An 18,840-nucleotide genomic window follows, 5' to 3' on the forward strand; every position below is an offset into this window, starting at 1 on the left:
TGTGATATGAAAAACTCTGCAATGAAGAGCGAAGAACTGGTTCAACTGGCCACCGCGGCCCTTGAAGACATCAAGGCTCAGGACATCCTCAGCATCGATGTGAAGGAAAAGACCAGCATTACCGACTACATGCTGATCGCCACCGGCACCTCCAACCGTCACGTCAATTCCATGGTCGAGCACGTACGCGAGAAGGTCAAGGCACAGGGTATCCAGCCCCTGAGCGAAGAAGGCAAGGGCGACAGCGACTGGGTATTGCTGGACCTGGGTGATGTGGTGGTGCATGTGATGACCTCCGCCGCGCGCCAGTTCTATGACCTCGAGCGCCTGTGGCAAGGCGCCGAGCAGAGCCGCGCTCAGCACGCGCCAGGCCACCCCAGCCTCGACCAGGAGTAAGCGCCACCGTGCGTTTGCGTCTGATCGCGGTAGGGTCGCGCATGCCCCGCTGGGTGGACGATGGCTGGACGGAATACGCCCGTCGGCTTCCTGCGGAGCTGCCCCTGGAACTGGTGGAGATACCGCTTAACACACGCGGCAAGAATGCCGACGTGGCGCGGCTGATCCGCCAGGAAGGGGAGGCAATGCTTGCCAAGGTCCAGCCGGGTGAGCGGGTGGTTACCCTGGAAGTGCGTGGCAAGCCCTGGAGCACCGAGCAACTGGCCTGCGAACTCGACCGCTGGCGGCTGGATGCCCGCAATGTGAATTTCATGGTGGGAGGCCCCGAGGGGCTCGCGCCTGAAGTGTGTGCCCGGGCCGATCAGCGCTGGTCGCTCTCGGCGCTTACCCTGCCTCATCCGTTGGTGCGCATCCTCATCGGCGAGCAGCTCTATCGGGCATGGACGGTGTTGTCCGGCCATCCCTACCACAAATAGATCAACACAGTCGTCACGATGTCCCAGCCGATCCGCCTCAAGGACCACGAAAAAGACGCCCGCCTGGTGCGCAAGCGCGTGGTCGTGGGCGCGGTGGCGGTGATCGTGCTCATCGCCGTGCTTGTGGCCAGGTTGTATTACCTGCAGGTAGTGCAGTACGAGTACCACTCAACGCTGTCGGAAAACAACCGGGTTCATGTGCAGCCGATTCCGCCGAGCCGCGGGCTGATCTATGACCGCAATGGCGTGATCATCGCCAACAACCGGCCAAGCTTCAACCTGAGTGTGACGCGCGAGCGGGCAGGGGATTGGGAGGCCATTCTCGACCGTATCGTGGAGGTCCTGGAGCTTGCCCCCGAAGACCGTGCCCTGTTCGAAAAGCGTATGCGCCAGGGGCGTCGGCCCTTCGAGCCGGTGCCGGTGATGCAGGAACTGAGTGAAGAACAGATCGCCCGTATCGCCGTGAACCAGTTCCGCTTGCCCGGAGTGGAAGTAGTGGCGCAGCTGACCCGCCATTATCCCCAGGGGCCGCATTTCGCCCACTCGGTGGGTTACATGGGGCGTATCAACGAAAAGGAGCTCAAGACACTCGACCCGGTCAACTACAGTGGCACCCACCAGATCGGCAAGACCGGGGTGGAGCGTTTCTATGAAGCCGAGCTGCATGGCCAGGTCGGCTACGAGGAGGTCGAAACCAATGCTCGCGGGCGGGTACTCCGGGTGCTCAAGCGCACCGACCCGGTTCCAGGCAAGGACATCGTCCTTAGCCTGGACATCCAGTTGCAGGAGGCCGCCGAGGCCGCGCTGGGCGGTCGGCGTGGCGCCATAGTCGCGCTGGACCCAAGGAATGGCGAAGTGCTCGCCATGGTCAGCCAACCTAGCTTCGATCCCAACCTGTTCGTCACCGGCATTCCTTTCAAAACCTATGCCGAGCTGCGCGATTCCATCGACAGGCCGCTGTTCAACCGCGTGTTGCGCGGGCTGTACCCGCCGGGGTCCACCATCAAGCCTGCGGTAGCCATCGCCGGGCTCGACAGCGGGGTCGTCACCCCCTCCACCCGGGTGTTCGATCCGGGCTACTACATGCTGCCCAACTACGATCACAAGTATCGTAACTGGAACCGCAGTGGCGACGGCTTCGTCGACCTGGACACTGCCATCATGCGGTCCAACGACACCTATTTCTATGACCTGGCCCACAAGCTGGGCATTGACCGTCTGGGCGATTACCTATCGCGCTTCGGTATCGGCCAGAAGGTCTCTCTGGACATGTTCGAAGAGTCTCCCGGGCTGATGCCCTCGCGTGAGTGGAAGCGCGTCACCCGACGGCAAGCCTGGTTCCCGGGGGAAACCCTGATCCTGGGCATCGGCCAGGGCTACATGCAAGCCACGCCCCTGCAGCTTGCCCAAGCTACCGCGCTGATCGCCAACAAAGGTCACTGGCACCGCCCGCACCTGGCTCGAACCATCGAAGGGCAGCCACCGGTGGACCCATCTCCCATGCCTGATATCGTTCTGCGAGACCCGACCGATTGGGCTCGAGTCACCCACGGTATGGAGCAGGTGATGCAAAACGCTCGTGGTACTGCCCGCAAGGCGGCACTGGGTTCGGTGTATCGCATCGCTGGCAAGAGCGGTACGGCGCAGGTGGTGGCGATCCGGCAGGGGGAGCGCTATGACCGCAATAAATTGCAAGAACGTCACCGGGACCACGCCTTGTTCGTTGGCTTCGCCCCAGCGGAAAATCCCCGGATCGTAGTCGCGGTGATGGTAGAAAACGGTGAATCCGGGTCCGGGGTGGCCGCGCCTGTAGTGCGCCAGGTGATGGACGCCTGGTTGTTGGGCCCGGATGGCCAGCTCAAGCCTGAATATGCAGGCGCAACGGCTCCGGAGGTTACGGCGCGTGAAGAATAATTTCGACCGCATCCTGTCCAGTGAAGACGTGATGCGGCGGCGCGCCACCTTCCTGCAGCGCATCCATGTGGACGGCCCCCTGCTGGTGCTGCTTCTTACGCTGGCCACCGGCAGCCTGTTCGTCCTCTATTCGGCCAGTGGCAAAAGCTGGGACCTGCTCATCAAGCAAGCCACGTCGTTCGGCATCGGCCTGGTCTCGATGTTCGTCATCGCCCAGCTGGAGCCCCGCTTCATGGCGCGCTGGGTGCCCCTGGCCTATGTCATCGGCGTGGTCTTGCTGGTGGTGGTCGATGTCATGGGCCACAACGCCATGGGGGCTACCCGCTGGATCAACATCCCTGGAGTCATACGCTTCCAGCCTTCGGAATTCATGAAGATCATCATGCCGGCCACCATCGCCTGGTACCTGTCCAAGCGCACGCTGCCGCCCCATCTCAAACATGTGGCCATCAGCCTGGCCCTTATCGGGGTGCCCTTCGTGCTGATCGTCCGTCAGCCAGACCTGGGCACGTCATTGCTGATCCTGGCATCGGGCGCCTTCGTGCTCTTCATGGCAGGCCTGCGCTGGCGCTGGATCCTCAGCGTGATCGCCGCCGCGGTGCCGGTGGCGGTCGCGATGTGGTTCTTCATCATGCATGACTACCAGAAACAGCGGATCCTCACGTTCCTTGACCCGGAAAGCGACCCGCTGGGCACCGGCTGGAACATCATCCAGTCCAAGGCGGCCATCGGTTCCGGAGGTGTCTTCGGGAAAGGCTGGCTCTTGGGTACACAGTCCCACCTGGATTTTTTGCCCGAAAGCCACACTGACTTTATCATCGCCGTCCTTGGCGAAGAGTTCGGCCTGGTGGGCATATGCGCATTGCTGCTGATCTACCTGCTGCTGATCGGTCGCGGCCTGGTGATCACCGCCCAAGCGCAAACCCTCTATGGCAAGCTGCTGGCTGGTAGCCTGACCATGACATTCTTCGTTTATGTATTCGTGAACATCGGCATGGTAAGCGGGCTTTTGCCCGTGGTTGGCGTACCCTTGCCCTTCATTAGTTACGGCGGAACTTCGCTTGTGACGCTACTGTCAGCGTTTGGGGTTTTGATGTCGGTCCATACCCATCGCAAGTGGATCGCTCAGGTTTGATTAAGGTGATGAATTCAATGCAAGCAATGCGTGGCTGGGTCGCTCGATACATTCCTTGGGTCGGCCTGGCGGGCATCCTTGGCACTCCGGGGGCGGCCTGCGCCGCTGATTATGAAGGCTCACCCCAGGTGGCGGAATTCGTGGGTGAAATGACCCGCGATTATGGCTTCGCTGGCGAGCAGCTGATGGGCGTTTTCAAGGAAGTCGAGCGCAAGCAGGCGATCCTCGATGCCATCTCTCGGCCGGCCGAGCGGGTGAAACCCTGGAAAGAATATCGCCCCATCTTCATCACCGACGCCCGTATCGCCCGGGGCGTGGATTTCTGGCGCCAGCATGAGGCCGCCCTGGCCCGCGCCCAGCAGGAATACGGGGTGCCCGCCGAAGTGATCGTGGCCATCATCGGCGTGGAAACCTTCTTCGGGCGCAATACCGGGAATTATCGCGTCATCGACGCCTTGTCCACGCTGGGGTTCGACTACCCGCCCCGGGCTGATTTCTTCCGCAAGGAACTACGGGAATTCCTGCTCCTGGCCCGCGACGAGCAAGTGGACCCGCTCTCCCTGAAAGGCTCCTATGCGGGGGCCATGGGCCTTCCGCAATTCATGCCCAGCAGCTTCCGTGCTTACGCGGTAGACTTCGACGGCGACGGCCATATCAACATCTGGAGCGACCCTACCGACGCCATCGGCAGTGTCGCCAGCTACTTCTCTCGTCATGGCTGGGCCAGTGGCCAACCCGTGGTCAGCCGGGCCGAAGTGCGCGGCAGCCGGGCCGACGAAGGCTTGAGCCCGGGCCTGGACCCGTCGAAAACCGTCGGGGAGTTGCGAGCGCTGGGCTGGTCGAGTCATGATGCGCTGCGCGATGATGCACCCGTCGTTGCCTTCAGGCTGGACGGGGAAGCCGGGCCGGAATACTGGATGGGCCTGAAGAATTTCTACGTGATCACGCGATATAACCGCAGCGCGATGTACGCCATGGCGGTTCACCAGTTGTCGCAAATGTTGGTTCAAGCACGGGGCTACAAGTGATGCGGGCGATGCCGTTTCGTATACCAGTGAAACTGGCGTTCTATGGAGCGGCGGCGTTGCTGGTGGCCAGCTGCTCCAGCAGCCGGTCGCCCGAGCCCAGCTACAGCGCGAGCCCTCGCCCCGTGCTGGACATCAACCATGCCCACAAGGACGGTGCGCCCTGGTGGGACGTGGACGTTTCGCGTATTCCGGACGCCATTCCCACCTTGCATACCGGGCCCTACAAGGCCAACCCCTACACGGTGCTGGGCAAAACCTACTTTCCCATCCCCGACGGCACCAATTACAAGGCCGTCGGCACCGCGTCCTGGTATGGCACCAAGTTCCACGGGCAGAATACCGCCAATGGCGAGGTGTACGACCTCTACGGCATGAGCGCGGCACACAAGACGCTGCCACTGCCCAGCTACGTGAAGGTCACCAACCTGGACAACAACCGTAGCGTGATCCTGCGGGTCAACGACCGTGGCCCCTTCTATTCGGATCGCATCATCGACCTGTCCTACGCGGCAGCCAAGAAGCTCGGCTATGCCGAAACGGGCACCGCGCGGGTTCGGGTAGAAGGGATCGATCCGCAGCAATGGTGGGCCCAGCGCGGTCGGCCCGCGCCCATGGTGTTGCAGCAGCCGCCTGTTCAGGTGGCCCAGGCGCGCCCGATACTCAGCCCGTCGACCGGAACCGTGGAGCAATACACGCCGCCGCCTCAGCAGCATGCGGTCGCCACCGCCCCGGTCAGCATCGACCCAAAAAAAAACGCTTCTGCGCAGGCAACTGGCCTCTATCTCCAGGTGGGAGCCTTCGCCAACCCGGACGCTGCCGAACTGCTGCGGTCGAAACTCAGTACCATGGTGAAGGCCCCGGCCTTTACCAGCCCGACGATTCGCAACCAGCAAACGCTCTATCGCGTGCGCCTGGGGCCGATCGGAACCCAGGATGAAGCCCAGCAGGTGCAGAACAGCATTCGCCTGGCCAGGCTCGGCTCGCCGAGCGTGGTCACCGCTGACTGACCTGCGGCCCCGCCCCGCCTCGTGTTCGCCCGAGCGGAGCACCAAGGACGGTAACCCACGTAAGCCCTGACACGGCTTTCACGAAGATTTGCCCACAGGGCCTGTGCCATCAGTAATCTCGAGAGACGGATGAACATCACCAACTTTGCCAAACGCCTGTGCCTGCTAGTTCCATTGCTTCTTTCGCCTGCTGCCTGGTCCGCCGACCAGATGGTGCCGGCCGCGCCCCAGCTGGCCGCCACTGCCTATGTGCTGATGGAGGCTTCCAGCGGCAACGTGCTGATCAACAGCAATGGTGACGAACGCCTGCCACCGGCCAGCCTCACCAAGCTGATGTCGGCCTATATCGCCACCCTGGAAATCCGCCGGGGCCAGATCGGCGAGAACGACCTGGTCACGGTCAGTGAAAATGCCTGGCGCACGGGCGGCTCGCGGATGTTCATCAAGGTCGGCTCCCAGGTGTCGGTCAGCGACCTGCTGCATGGCATCATCATTCAGTCAGGCAACGATGCCACTGTGGCCCTGGCCGAGCATATCGCCGGCAGCGAAGACGCCTTCGCCGACATGATGAACACGACGGCGAAGAAACTGGGCATGGAGAACAGTCACTTCATGAACCCGACCGGTCTGCCCAACCCGGACCACTACTCGTCTGCCCATGACATGGCCATCCTGGCCCGCGCGATCATCCACGAAGACCCGGCTCACTATGCGATCTACTCGCAGAAGGAGTTCTTCTGGAACAACATCAAGCAGCCGAACCGCAATCTGCTGCTGTGGCGCGACAAGACCGTCGACGGCCTGAAAACCGGCCATACGCAGGAAGCCGGCTACTGCATGGTCGCCTCCGCCGTGCGTGATGGCACCCGTATGATCGCCGTGGTATTCGGTACCAACAGCGAACAGGCGCGCGCCGCCGAGACCCAGAAGCTGTTGACCTACGGCTTCCGTTTCTTCGAAACACAAACCTTCTACAAGGCCGGCACCGAATTGAACAAGGCGCCGGTGTGGAAGGGCACCAGCAATGAAGTGAAAGCGGGCCTGGCCCAGGACCTGACCCTGACCCTGCCTCGCGGCCAGTTGAAGAACCTGCAGGCCAGCACCACCATGAACCCGCAGCTCACCGCGCCCATCGAGAAAGGCCAGGTGATCGGCAAGGTGGAGGTCAAGAACGGTGACAAGGTCGTGGAAACCAAGGACCTTATCGCCCTGGAGGCGGTCGAGGAGGGTGGCATTTTCCGTCGGTTGTGGGATAGCATTCGCCTATTCTTCTACGGCTTGTTCAACTGACGACCCGTCGGTTACGCCTCCCCAGCCTTCGGCTGCGGGAGGTGTAGCTTTTTTCCACGGCTTGATGAGGCCGTTACTGCCATGACAGACACTGATGTAAAGTCTCATATCATTGAGTTTCCTTGCCCCGACTACCCCATCAAGGTGATCGGCGACACCGTTGTGGGCTTCAAGGACGCCGTCATCGAAATCCTTGCCAAGTACGCCAAGGTCGATATCAAGAGCCTGGCCGAGCGGCAGAGCAGCAACGGCAAGTACACCACCGTACAGTTGCATATCATTGCCACCGGTCAGGAGCAGCTGCGCGACATCAACAGTGCGTTGCGTGCCACCGGGTTCGTCCATATGGTGCTGTGATGCCAGGCTGCCTGGGCTTTCGCGAGCTCGGCTTGCGGCCCTACGAGCCTGTCTGGCAGGCCATGCGTCGCTTTACCGATCAAGCCAGCGAGCATGGCCATGGCGATGAAGCCTGGCTGGTCCAGCATCCTTCGGTATTTACCCAAGGGCAAGCTGGCAAGGCCGAGCACCTGTTGATCCCGGGGGACATCCCGGTGGTGCAGGTCGACCGTGGCGGTCAGGTGACTTACCATGGCCCCGGGCAATTGGTGGCCTACCTGCTGCTGGACTTGCGAGCCCGGGGTTTCGGTGTGCGTGAACTGGTGACCCGGATCGAGAACGCCCTGGTCGCACTTCTGGCCAGCTATGGGGTAACCGCAGCGGCCCGGCCGGACGCGCCCGGGGTGTACGTGGAAGGCGCCAAGATTGCCTCGCTGGGCTTGCGGATTCGCCATGGCCGAACCTTTCACGGCCTGGCCCTGAATGTGGACATGGACTTGCAGCCATTCCAAAGAATCAACCCCTGCGGCTATGCCGGCCTTGCCATGACGCAATTGGCCAATCATTTGCCGGGGGTGGAATTTGATGAGGTTTGTGCCCGGTTGCGCGCGCAGCTCGTCGAACACCTCGAGTATGCTGAGCAGACGACCCTTACGGGCGGAATCGACTGATATGACTACAGCGCAAGACACCGTCTCAAGCCCTGAAGCGGCCATCATCAAGCCGCCGGCCCCGAAAAAGGTCGAAGCGGGCGTCAAGCTGCGGGGTGCCGAGAAGGTGGCCCGCATTCCGGTGAAGATCATTCCCACTGAAGAACTTCCCAAGAAGCCTGACTGGATTCGCGTGCGCATCCCGGTTTCGCCCGAAGTGGATCGCATCAAGCAGCTGCTGCGCAAGCACAAGCTGCACAGCGTTTGCGAAGAGGCCTCCTGCCCCAACCTGGGTGAGTGCTTCTCTGGTGGCACCGCGACCTTCATGATCATGGGCGACATTTGCACGCGCCGCTGCCCGTTCTGCGACGTAGGCCACGGCCGTCCCAAACCCCTGGACGTGGATGAGCCTCATAACCTGGCGGTGGCCATTGCCGATCTGCGGCTGAAGTACGTCGTGATCACATCCGTGGACCGGGACGACCTGCGTGACGGCGGTGCCCAGCACTTCGCGGACTGCCTGCGCGAGATCCGCAAGCTGTCCCCGGGCATCCAGCTGGAAACCCTGGTGCCCGACTACCGTGGTCGTATGGACATCGCGCTCGACATCACCGCCGCCGAGCCGCCGGATGTGTTCAACCACAACCTGGAAACCGTGCCGCGTCTGTACCGTGCCGCACGCCCTGGCTCGGACTACGAGTGGTCCCTGGACCTGCTGCAGAAGTTCAAGCAGCGCGTACCCACCGTGCCGACCAAGTCCGGGCTGATGCTGGGCCTGGGTGAAACGGACGAGGAGGTGATCGAGGTCATGCACAAGATGCGTGAGCACGACATCGACATGCTCACCCTTGGCCAGTACCTGCAACCTTCGCGCAGCCACTTGCCGGTACAGCGCTTCGTGCATCCGGACACCTTCGCCTGGTTTGCCGAGGAAGGCTACCGGCTGGGCTTCAAGAACGTGGCATCTGGTCCCCTGGTACGTTCCTCGTACCATGCCGATCAGCAGGCTCACGAGGCGAAGATCAAGCTTTGAGCCTTGCCCCCGCGCGCCCGGTGCGGGCGGTTCGCCCCGGGGCTTGCCTTGGGCTGGTCGCGCCAGCGGGGCCCGCTGAATTCGACCAGGCGGCAGCCCATGCCTGGGCCGGGGCCCACGGTTATCGGCTGAAGATCTTTGCCGGCGCTACCCAGAAACAGGGCTATCTCGCGGGCGACGATGCAGTGCGCCTGGCGGACCTGCACGGTGCATTCCTCGACCCCGAAGTGGCAGCGATCCTTTGTGTCCGGGGAGGTTATGGCAGCCCTAGGTTGCTGGACAAGATCGACTACGGCCTGATCCGCCGTCATCCCAAACCCTTCGTAGGCTACAGCGACCTGACCGCCTTGCATCAGGCTCTTTGGCTGGAAACAGGGCTGGTGGGTTTTCATGGGCCCATGCTGCGGCCTGACCTGCTGACGCCCAGGCTGGCGCCTACGCAAACCCTATTCCTACGCATGCTGCGGGGGGAGCTTGGCACAGGCTCGGTTATCGCCCACCCGCTCGACTGGCCCTTGGCTACCCTTCGCGGCGGTATGGCCGAAGGGAGGTTGGTTGGCGGCAACCTCACCATGATAGGCGCGTCCCTAGGTACGCCCTGGGCCATCGATACCCGGCATGCAGTGCTTTTCATCGAAGACGTGAACGAGCCCTTGTTCCGCATCGACCGTACCCTCAACCAGCTACGGCTCGCAGGGAAGTTCGATGGCCTGCGCGCGGTGCTGTTGGGGGATGTTGCCAAAGTGGAGCTCGAGCCTCTCTTCGCACTCGTCCAGGAGACTTTCAGCCCTCTGGGTATCCCCGTGCTCGCTGGTTGGCGCAGCGGCCATTGCGACCCCAATCTGACCCTGCCCCTAGGCGCGCTGGTAGTGCTGGACGCGGACCGCCAAACCCTGACCCTCGCGCAAGACATTACCTCGTAGAAGCCAGCGAAGCGGGCGCCTTTGCGCTGTCCAGCCCGCCGGGTTCTTCCTGGCTCGAACAGCAAGCTGCCTGAAGCCTACAAGGCAGGCTGAGCCTGCCGCAGGCTTTCCAACAACTTGTGCGTGGGGTAGCCATCCGCTGGCCAGCCACGGGCCTGCTGGGCCGCGCGGATTGCCTTGCGGGTATTGGCGCCGATGATGCCATCGGCGGCGCCTGCGTCGTAATGGGCCGCGCTGAGCAGTGTTTGCAGCTCGATCCGCTCGGAGCGGCTCAGGGGAAGATCATCCTTGGGCCATGCGCCCAGGATGTATCCGCCTCCTGAGAAGCGCTGGGCCAACAGGCTTACCCCAAGCGCGTAGGCGGTGGAGTTGTTGTATTTGAGGATGGCTCGGAAGTTGTCGAACACCAGGAAGGCCGGCCCGCGATAACCGGCCGGCAAAAGAAGGTTGGCCTGCAATTGGGCCGCGCCAGCGGGCAAGGTTACACCCGCCGGCAGCCTTACGCCTTGGGCCAGCCATTCGGTGGCGGCTTTGCGCAGGCTGCCGTCGGCCTGTGCATAGTCGAAGCTGGCAGGCAACTGCACTTCCACGCCCCAGGGTTGCCCTGGCTGCCAGCCTGAAGCTTGCAGGTATTGGGCTGTGGAGGCCAGGGCATCGCTAGCGCTGTTCCAGATATCGCGGCGGCCATCACCGTCGAAGTCTACGGCATGGGCGTTGTAGGTGGTGGGTATGAACTGTGTCTGCCCCATGGCGCCCGCCCAGGACCCTAGCATGCGCGCGGGCTCGATGTCTCCGTTCTGCAGGATCTGCAGGGCAGCCACCAGCTGCTCCCGGGCGAAGTCGGGGCGACGGCCCTCATAGCCCAGGGTCGCCAGGGAGCGGATGACGGACTTGTCGCCCTGGTAGCGGCCAAAGCTGCTTTCCATGCCCCATACCGCGACGAGGGTCTGCCGATCGACACCGTAGCGTTGCTCGATCTGCTGCAGCACGCTCTGGTACTGAGCCATGAGTGCCTGGCCCTTGTTCACTCGTACAGGAGAAATCGCGCCATCCAGGTATTCCCAGATCGGGCGGGTGAATTCAGGCTGGCTACGGTCCGCGTCTATGACAGCGGGGTCTGGGGTAACGCCGCTGAACGCCTGGTCGAAGATATCGCTACGCACGCCAGCGGCCAATGCATGGGTACGGAAACCGGCCTGCCACTGTTCGAAGCTTTGCGCCGGTTCGGCTGGCGTGTTCATGACCGTGGCCGCCGCAGGTGTGCCCGGCACCGCATCGGCAGCAGTCGGGGTTTCCGAACAGGCTGCAAGCAGAAGCAGGCTGGAAGCGGCGATGATTCGGCAGGAACGGCGACGGCTGATACGGCGAAAAAACATGCAATTGCCCAGACACTGGAAAGTAGTGGAAAACCTTACCACGCCAAGGCTGGGGGCCGCCAAGGGGCTATTGCGCGGGAAGCGCGAATCGCTGTCCTGCCATTAGCAGGACCAGGCGGGAAAGCCCTGCCCATACCGAGCCAGGCGCCTGGCCCTTGATCTGTGCATCGAGGTGTTGAGCATCTTGTAACAGTTGATTCCAGCGTGCGGCGGAGCAACGTTGCATCGCCTTGCTAACCAACGGACGACGCTTGTCCCAGACCGGCGGCTTCATCTGGCTGAAAACCCTGTCCAGCGGCATGCCCTGACTGAACGCCTGGGCCGCGCTGGCCAGGGTACGCAGTTCCCTGGCCAGCGCCCAGAGGATCACCGGCGGTTCAACGCCCTCGCCACGCAAGCCCTCGAGTATTCTCAAGCCATGGCTGGCTTCGCCAAGAAGAATCGCGTCGACCAGCCCGAAAACGTCGAAACGCGCGCTGTCGGCCACGGCACCCTGGACAGTTTCAAGGGTTACCTGGCCGCCTTCGGCGAGCAGCTTGAGCTTTTCGACTTCCTGGGCCGCGGCCAGCAGGTTGCCTTCGACTCGCGCGGCGATGAACTCTACCGCGTCAGGCTGAGCATTCAGGCCTGCCTGGGCCAGGCGCTGGGCGATCCATTGGGGCAACTGGGCAGGATCTACTGGCCATACCTGGATGAACTGGGCATGAGGCGCGTTGATCAGGGCCGATGCCCACTTGCTCTTCTGGGTGCTGCCGTCGAGCTTGGGCAGGCTGACCAGTAGCAGCGTGTCCTCGGCCGGCCGGTTGCAATATTCCAACAAGGCGGCAGCGCCTTTGTCTCCAGGCTTGCCGCCCGGCAGACGCAATTCGAGCAAACGCTTTTCGGCGAATAAAGACAGGCTCGCGCCGGCCTGGAGCAACGTACCCCAATCGAAGTTGTTGTCGGCGTTGAATACCTGGCGCTCGTCGAAGCCCTGGCGGCGGGCCGCGGCGCGAATGGCGTCCGCGGCTTCCTGGCAGAGCAGCGGTTCATCACCGCTGACCAGGTAGATCGGTGCCAGGGGGCCCTGCAGATGCTTGCCCAACTGGGCCGGAGGCAGTTTCACGTAGCAGCACCCCGGCGGCTGGCCCGGCTCCTCACTGGGCGGGGACTTCCAGTGGCGACTGCTGCGGGGTTTGGTCGCGAATGCGCTGGGCTTCGGCTTCGGCGGCTGCTTCGGCCTGAGCCTTGGCGTCAGCCTGGGCCTGGCGCTTTTCCAGTTCCGCCGGCGTCAGCTGCGCCAGACGCAGCATCATGCGCTGGACGAGTTCGCGACGCATCTCGGTCTGCACTCGGCTGGCTTCCTGGTCCGAGCCGGTAAGGTTGTTGTTGTCGTGCACATACACCTTCTGCACGTCCATATGGTCATCCAGCAGCACACGCTGCTGGTCGCCCGTGATGGTGTAATCCACGCGCAGGTTCAGCTGGATCTCGGACGAGCGCGCCGAGCCACTGTAGGTGGCATTACGGTTATCCAGTGTCTCGCTGGTCAGGTTCAGGGCGTAGGGCGCCCCTGACACTACCTTCACACCGCTACGTTCCAGGCTGGCGCGCAAGTCATTGACCGTTTGCCCATAAGCGTCACGGGCCTTCAGGTCCAGTTCCTTGATCGCCATCTCGTTGGTGCCGGTGCCCCGCAGGTGGAATCCGCAGGCGCTCAGCAAGGCGGCGAGGCCCAGGACGAGCAGGTTACGTTTGATCATGCTGTGTTGCTCCTTCAAACCTTAAAGCCGACGATGCCCGGGAGCGAAGGCTCCCGGGGCCGGTATCAGTTGGCGACGATGTTGACCAGCTTGCCGGGTACCACGATGACCTTGCGGATCGTTTGCCCTTCCGTGAATCGCAGCACGTTCTCGTTGGCTCGCGCGGCAGCTTCGATGGCTTCGCGCGTCGCATCGGCCGGCATGTCGATCTGCCCGCGCAGCTTGCCATTGACCTGGATCACCAGGGTCAGGGTGTCCTGCACCAGCGCGGCTTCGTCGTGGGTTGGCCAGGCGGCGTCGATCACTGCCTGTTCATGACCCAGCCGCTGCCACAGTTCATGACAAAGGTGCGGGGTGATAGGCGCGAGCAGCAGGGTGACGGCTTCCAGGCCTTCCTGCAGCAGGGCGCGGTCCTGCGCGTCGGCCTGGGGCGCTTTTTCCAGCACGTTCATCAGGGTCATCACCTGGGCGATGGCCGTGTTGAACTTGTGGTGCTGGCCCACGTCCTGGCTGGCCTGCCGGATGGCCAGGTGGATGGCCCGGCGCACGACTTTCTGACCGTCATCGAGGCTACTGGCATCCAGCGCCGCTGGCAGGCCTTGCTGGACGTGAGCCTGTGCCAGGCGCCAGACCCGACGCAGGAAGCGGTTGGCGCCCTCGACACCGGCGTCGGACCACTCGGCGCTCATGTCGGGCGGGGAGGCGAACATCATGAACAGGCGACAGGTGTCGGCACCGAACTGGTCGATCATGGACTGAGGGTCCACGCCGTTGTTCTTGGACTTGGACATCTTCTCGGTTCCGCCGATCTCCACCGGCAGGCCGTCGCTGCGCAACCGCGCGCTGATGACCTTGGCCTTGGCATCGCGCTCCAGTTCCACGTCGGCCGGGTTGAACCAGGTCTTGCCGCCGTTGGCTTCGGTCCGGTAGTAGGTTTCGGCGATCACCATGCCTTGGGTGAGCAGGTTCTGGAAGGGCTCGTCGGAAGTGACCAGCCCTTCGTCCCGCATCAGCTTGTGGAAGAAGCGCGCGTAGAGCAGGTGCAGGATGGCGTGCTCGATGCCGCCGATGTACTGGTCCACCGGCAACCAGTGGTTGGCGGCGGCAGGATCGACCATGCCCCCTTCGAAGTGAGGGGAAGCGTAGCGGGCGAAGTACCAGGACGACTCGACGAAAGTGTCCATGGTGTCGGTTTCGCGACGGGCAGCCTGACCGCAGCGGGGGCAGGTGCATTCGTAGAATTCGGGCATGCGCGCCAGGGGCGAGCCAGCGCCATCGGGCACTACGTCTTCGGGCAGCACGACCGGCAACTGGTCTTCCGGTACCGGCACATCACCGCAGGCGTCGCAGTGGATGATCGGGATAGGGCAGCCCCAGTAACGCTGACGGCTGATCCCCCAGTCGCGCAGGCGGTATTGCACCCGGGACTGGCCCAGGTTCTTCTTCAGCAGGGCCACTTCGATGGCGTCGAACGCGCCTTCGAAATCCAGGCCGTCGAACTCACCGGAGTTGATCAGCCGGCCATGCTCGCCGTAGGCCGGCTGCCAGGGCGCCGGGGTGCTGTCGCCCGCGCTGGTACGCACTACTGGCTTGATCGGCAGGCCGTACTTGCTGGCGAACTCGAAGTCCCGCTCGTCGTGGGCAGGCACCGCCATGACAGCGCCATCGCCGTAGTGCATCAGCACATAGTTGGCGACCCAGACCGGAAGCTTTTCACCGGTCAGAGGATGCTCGACGAACAGCGCGGTGGCGCGCCCTTGCTTTTCCTGGGTGGCGACGTCGGCTTCAGCCACGCTGCCGGCCTTGCATTCGGCGATGAACGCCTGCAGTTCCGGATCAACCTGCGCGGCCAGGGCCGCCAATGGGTGCTCGGCCGCCACCGCGACGTAGGTCGCGCCCATGAGGGTATCCGGGCGGGTAGTGAAGACCTTGAGCACGCCTTGCTCGCCAATGGAGGCCTGGTCATAGGGGAAGCGCACTTCCATGCCCTTGGATTTACCGATCCAGTTGCGCTGCATGGTCTTGACCTGCTCTGGCCAACCGGTGAGGTCGTCCAGGCTCTGCAGCAGCTCTTCGGCGTAGGCGGTGATCTTGAAGTAGTACATCGGGATTTCCCGCTTCTCGATCACGGCCCCCGAGCGCCAGCCGCGGCCGTCGATCACCTGCTCGTTGGCCAGCACGGTCTGGTCCACCGGGTCCCAGTTGACCGTGCCGTTCTTGCGGTAGATCACGCCCTTCTCGAACAGGCGGGTGAACAGCCATTGTTCCCAGCGGTAGTAGTCCGGCTTGCAGGTGGTGACCTCTCGGGACCAGTCGATCGCCAGGCCCAGGCTCTTGAGCTGGGACTTCATGTAGGCGATGTTTTCGTAGGTCCACTTGGCGGGGGCGACGTTGTTCTTCATCGCCGCGTTTTCCGCCGGCATGCCGAAGGCGTCCCAGCCCATGGGCTGCAGCACGTTCTTGCCGAGCATGCGCTGGTAGCGGGCGATCACGTCGCCGATGGTGTAGTTGCGCACGTGCCCCATGTGCAGCTTGCCACTGGGGTAGGGAAACATGGAAAGGCAGTAGTAGGTCGGCTTGCCGGGCTCTTCACTGACTTCAAAGGACTTGCGCGCATCCCAGAACGCTTGGGCGGCGGCTTCGATTTCGCGAGGCTGGTAGTGTTCGTGCATGGCTACTTTTTGCTGGGGAAGTGGGTGACCCGGGCCGACGGGCGCAATGGCCAGTGATTCCAGACCCGAGGCTTTGCGGGAAACCCTGGAGCCTACCGGTCTTGATGAACGTCGTAGCATACATGACCCCCGCGTGGGCTGTGAAACCCTGATTGACCGCCCACTCCGTTGGTCGCGGCAGGCGGCCTGCATGGGCGGCAACGCTAAGCTGTCTGGTTGAGGATCGCAGTTTCGTCAGCACAGAGGTGAGCGGATGGTGGAAACACATCTCACAGCCATTGAACCGGAGCTCTATGAACGCTTGATCGACCGCCTGGGCCTGGCCCTGGATGCTGCGCGCACCTCCGTACACCTGCGCAATGAAGTGCCGGCCGAACTTGAACTCAAGGGGCTGAGCCGCGCTGAATTCGACTGGCTCAGTGCCTACCTGCATGCGAGCGCCGCCAGTGCGCAGGCCGCTCCGGCCAGGGATGCCATCGAGCATGGCAAGGTTGTCTGGCTCAAGGACAGACGGCGCCGCGGCTAATACTGCTAGCATCGGCTCCTCTCAGGAGAGGAGGTGCCAGATGCTTGCCCGCTACATCCTTAAACAGCTGTGCTTTCCGCCCACCGTGTTCCTGCTGTTGCTCCTGCTCGGCTGGCTGCTGCGCCGCCGGGCACCTCGCGCGGCCATGGGTTGCGCAATCGTCGCTACCTTCGGTTTGATCGTGATGAGCCTGCCGGTGGTGACCGAGCAGGGCGCCCGCCTGCTGGAGCGTGAACCAGCGTTGGCGACCAGCAGTTGGGGGCAATTGCCTCAGCGGGCCGATGCGATCGTGGTCCTGGGCGCAGGCCGTGAGCGCGGCGACCCTGCCTGGGACGGCCAGGACCAGCCTACCGGCCTGGCTTTGGAGCGGATGCGCTTCGCCGCCGCGCTGCACCGGGCGAGCGGGTTGCCACTGTTGACCTCCGGGGGCCTGCATTATGGCGAACCTCCGAGCGAGGCGGACATCATGGCCGCGGCCCTGGAGCATGATTTCCAGGTACCGGTCCGCTGGCGCGAGTCGCGCAGCCGGACCACCTGGGAAAACGCGTTGTTTACCGCCCAATTGTTGAAAGCCCAGGGTATCAGTCGCGTGGTGGTGGTCACCCAGGCCTGGCATATGCCAAGGGCACGCTGGAGTTTCGAGCGGGCAGGGCTGGAGGTGGTCTGTGCGCCGGTGGGCTTCCTTGGTCGCGATACAGGGCGGCCACTGGGCGGCTGGCTACCTGACGCCAAGGCCTTCTGGCAGAACACCCAGTTGCTCAACGAAGCCGTTGGGCAACTGGGCTACCGCCTGTTCTATTGAGTCGCCCGGGCGCCGTCACGCCGCCGACCTTGACGACGTTGCCATAGCGCCCAGCCGAACACCAGCGCGCACAGGCTGATCAGTGGCCAGGAGCGCCAATGCAGGTAGGGGGTAAGCCCGCTCATGGGTACCACTTCCCCATACATCACGCCTACCTCGAAGGACGGCAGACGTTCGGTGATTCGTCCCTGGGGGTCGATGAGCGCGGTCACGCCACTGTTGGTGGCACGAATCATCCAGCGGCCGGCCTCCAAGGCTCGCATGCGCGCCATTTGCAAATGTTGCAGAGGACCGATGGAGGTGCCGAACCAGGTATCGTTGCTGATGGTCAGCAGCAGGTCACTACGGGCAGCCATGCCCGCGGCGAATTCCGGATAGACCACTTCGTAGCAGATGAAGGGAGCGATTTCATATCCCTTCGCTTGCAGCAGGGGCTGGTCTGCCGGCCCTCGCGCGAAGTCCGACATGGGCAGGTCGAAGAAGGCGATAAGCCCGCGCAGGATGTCCTGCAAGGGGACGTATTCGCCAAAGGGCACCAGCTTCTGCTTGAGGTACGTGCCTTTGCCGGCCCCGACAGTGGTAATGCCATTGAAGTAGCGCCGCTGTCCCTCGATTTCCTGGCGGATGGGTACGCCCGTGATAAGCGCCGATTGTCGGCTGTTGGCGAAATCGCCGAGTCGGTTCAGGTAGCCGCGGGCGTTATCCAGCAAGACGGGCACAGCGGTTTCAGGCCAGATCACCAGGTCCGTGCGGCGGGCGCCAAGGGTCAGGTCGCGGTAGAGAGCAAGCTGGGCATCGAGCTGTGCCGGGTCCCACTTCAGGCTCTGGGCGATATTGCCCTGCAAGGTTGCGACCGTCAGGGGCGCGCCGGCCGGGGCTGTCCAGGCTTTGCCCTTGAGCAGCCCGGCGCTGACCCAAGGCATGGCCAGCAATGCGACCGCAAGGACAAGAGCGTTCCGATCATGGCGCAGACGCGCCAGGTTGCAAAGCGCCGCCGCACTCAGCGCCAGGCTGAAAGAGACAAGCCAGAGGCCGCCCACCGGGGCAAGCCCGGACAGTGGCCCGTCGGTCTGGCTGTAACCCATGTACAGCCAGGGAAAACCGGTCAGGAACCAGCCTCGGAAGGCTTCCTGGCCCACCCAGAGCGCGGCGAACGCCAGGGTATCGGCCAGGGGAGTCTCGTCGCGGCGCAGCCAACGGGCCCAGCACCAGGCCGGCAGGGCGAAGAACAGTGCCACGCCGGCGATGAAGCCGAGCATCAAGAGCCCGGCCAGCAATGCCGAGGCGCCGCCATAGGTGTGGATACTGACGTAGATCCAGCTGGTGCCCGCGGCGAAGGTGCCGAAACCGTAGCACCAGCCGCGCAGCAGGGCTTGCCGTGGCGCCACCTGGCGCAGGCCAAGGTAGAACAAGGCCAGCGACACCAGCGCCAGCGGCCAATAGTCGAAGGGTGCCAGGGCCAGGGTGGTAAGGGCGCCAGCCGCCATGGCCAGCAGGTGACCGGGCCAGCCGGGGCGGGTGATCCAGCGCATCA

18 protein-coding genes are annotated in these 18,840 nt (G+C 63.3%); 13 read left to right on the forward strand and 5 right to left on the reverse strand.

Translation table 11 applies throughout. The annotated features are described in order from the left end of the window. The first annotated feature begins 6 nt into the window (after positions 1-6). The 11 genes from rsfS (at position 7) to BN1188_RS11300 (ending at position 10,188) form a co-directional block, all read left to right on the forward strand. The gene (rsfS, locus tag BN1188_RS11250) at positions 7-396 is read left to right on the forward strand and encodes a ribosome silencing factor (protein ID WP_040261581.1); all 390 of its coding nucleotides are present in this window, start codon (positions 7-9) and stop codon (positions 394-396) included. Positions 397-404: 8 nt separating this feature from the next. Continuing rightward, positions 405-872: a 23S rRNA (pseudouridine(1915)-N(3))-methyltransferase RlmH gene (rlmH, locus tag BN1188_RS11255; RefSeq protein WP_040261582.1), complete on the forward strand. Its 468-nt coding sequence runs from the start codon at positions 405-407 to the stop codon at positions 870-872. 18 nt (positions 873-890) lie between these two features. After that, positions 891-2,786, forward strand: coding sequence for a penicillin-binding protein 2 (mrdA, locus tag BN1188_RS11260; RefSeq protein WP_040261583.1), 1,896 nt, complete (start codon positions 891-893; stop codon positions 2,784-2,786). A 31-nt stretch (positions 2,787-2,817) separates the two neighbouring features. Further along, positions 2,818-3,921 carry a rod shape-determining protein RodA gene (gene rodA / locus BN1188_RS11265; protein WP_052469438.1) on the forward strand — a complete coding sequence of 368 codons (1,104 nt, stop codon included), beginning with the start codon at positions 2,818-2,820 and terminating at the stop codon, positions 3,919-3,921. Between the two features lie 5 nt (positions 3,922-3,926). Then, complete coding sequence (gene mltB, locus BN1188_RS11270) at positions 3,927-4,949, forward strand: lytic murein transglycosylase B (RefSeq protein WP_187375325.1); 1,023 nt, start codon at positions 3,927-3,929, stop codon at positions 4,947-4,949. After that, on the forward strand, positions 4,949-5,956 hold the full coding sequence (locus tag BN1188_RS11275; RefSeq protein WP_040261586.1) for a septal ring lytic transglycosylase RlpA family protein: 1,008 nt from the start codon (positions 4,949-4,951) through the stop codon (positions 5,954-5,956). Before mltB ends, BN1188_RS11275 begins: the two co-directional genes overlap by 1 nt. A 129-nt stretch (positions 5,957-6,085) precedes the next feature. Further along, positions 6,086-7,246, forward strand: coding sequence for a D-alanyl-D-alanine carboxypeptidase family protein (locus tag BN1188_RS11280; RefSeq protein WP_040261587.1), 1,161 nt, complete (start codon positions 6,086-6,088; stop codon positions 7,244-7,246). An 81-nt stretch (positions 7,247-7,327) separates the two neighbouring features. Continuing rightward, on the forward strand, positions 7,328-7,603 hold the full coding sequence (locus BN1188_RS11285; protein WP_040261588.1) for a DUF493 domain-containing protein: 276 nt from the start codon (positions 7,328-7,330) through the stop codon (positions 7,601-7,603). Beyond that, on the forward strand, positions 7,603-8,253 hold the full coding sequence (lipB, locus tag BN1188_RS11290; RefSeq protein ID WP_040261589.1) for a lipoyl(octanoyl) transferase LipB: 651 nt from the start codon (positions 7,603-7,605) through the stop codon (positions 8,251-8,253). Before BN1188_RS11285 ends, lipB begins: the two co-directional genes overlap by 1 nt. A gap of 1 nt (position 8,254) precedes the next feature. Continuing rightward, positions 8,255-9,265: a lipoyl synthase gene (lipA, locus tag BN1188_RS11295; protein WP_040261590.1), complete on the forward strand. Its 1,011-nt coding sequence runs from the start codon at positions 8,255-8,257 to the stop codon at positions 9,263-9,265. Continuing rightward, positions 9,262-10,188 (forward strand): S66 peptidase family protein, encoded by a 927-nt coding sequence (locus BN1188_RS11300; RefSeq protein ID WP_040261591.1) that lies wholly within the window; start codon positions 9,262-9,264, stop codon positions 10,186-10,188. Before lipA ends, BN1188_RS11300 begins: the two co-directional genes overlap by 4 nt. Before the next feature lie 77 nt (positions 10,189-10,265). On the opposite strand, the gene BN1188_RS11305 is transcribed toward BN1188_RS11300, so the two are convergent. The 4 genes from BN1188_RS11305 to leuS form a co-directional block, all read right to left on the reverse strand. Further along, positions 10,266-11,564 carry a lytic murein transglycosylase gene (locus BN1188_RS11305; RefSeq protein WP_040261592.1) on the reverse strand — a complete coding sequence of 433 codons (1,299 nt, stop codon included), beginning with the start codon at positions 11,562-11,564 and terminating at the stop codon, positions 10,266-10,268. Positions 11,565-11,631: 67 nt separating this feature from the next. After that, positions 11,632-12,669 carry a DNA polymerase III subunit delta gene (gene holA / locus BN1188_RS11310; protein ID WP_040261593.1) on the reverse strand — a complete coding sequence of 346 codons (1,038 nt, stop codon included), beginning with the start codon at positions 12,667-12,669 and terminating at the stop codon, positions 11,632-11,634. A 31-nt stretch (positions 12,670-12,700) separates the two neighbouring features. Beyond that, the gene (locus BN1188_RS11315) at positions 12,701-13,306 is read right to left on the reverse strand and encodes an LPS-assembly lipoprotein LptE (RefSeq protein WP_040261594.1); all 606 of its coding nucleotides are present in this window, start codon (positions 13,304-13,306) and stop codon (positions 12,701-12,703) included. Between the two features lie 65 nt (positions 13,307-13,371). Further along, on the reverse strand, positions 13,372-15,978 hold the full coding sequence (leuS, locus tag BN1188_RS11320) for a leucine--tRNA ligase (protein WP_040261595.1): 2,607 nt from the start codon (positions 15,976-15,978) through the stop codon (positions 13,372-13,374). Between the two features lie 253 nt (positions 15,979-16,231). Between leuS and BN1188_RS11325 the strand changes: the two genes are divergently transcribed. Further along, a complete protein-coding gene (locus tag BN1188_RS11325) occupies positions 16,232-16,504 on the forward strand; it encodes a hypothetical protein (RefSeq protein WP_040261596.1) in 273 nt (90 codons plus the stop codon). A gap of 40 nt (positions 16,505-16,544) precedes the next feature. Next, positions 16,545-17,306 carry a YdcF family protein gene (locus BN1188_RS11330; RefSeq protein WP_040261597.1) on the forward strand — a complete coding sequence of 254 codons (762 nt, stop codon included), beginning with the start codon at positions 16,545-16,547 and terminating at the stop codon, positions 17,304-17,306. On the opposite strand, the gene lnt is transcribed toward BN1188_RS11330, so the two are convergent. Then, positions 17,300-18,838 carry an apolipoprotein N-acyltransferase gene (gene lnt, locus BN1188_RS11335; protein WP_052469250.1) on the reverse strand — a complete coding sequence of 513 codons (1,539 nt, stop codon included), beginning with the start codon at positions 18,836-18,838 and terminating at the stop codon, positions 17,300-17,302. The two genes, BN1188_RS11330 and lnt, sit on opposite strands and share 7 nt — an antisense overlap. Between the last annotated feature and the right edge of the window lie 2 nt (positions 18,839-18,840).

The sequence above is a fragment of the Pseudomonas massiliensis genome (assembly GCF_000826105.1).
GTDB classification, from domain to species: domain Bacteria; phylum Pseudomonadota; class Gammaproteobacteria; order Pseudomonadales; family Pseudomonadaceae; genus Aquipseudomonas; species Aquipseudomonas massiliensis.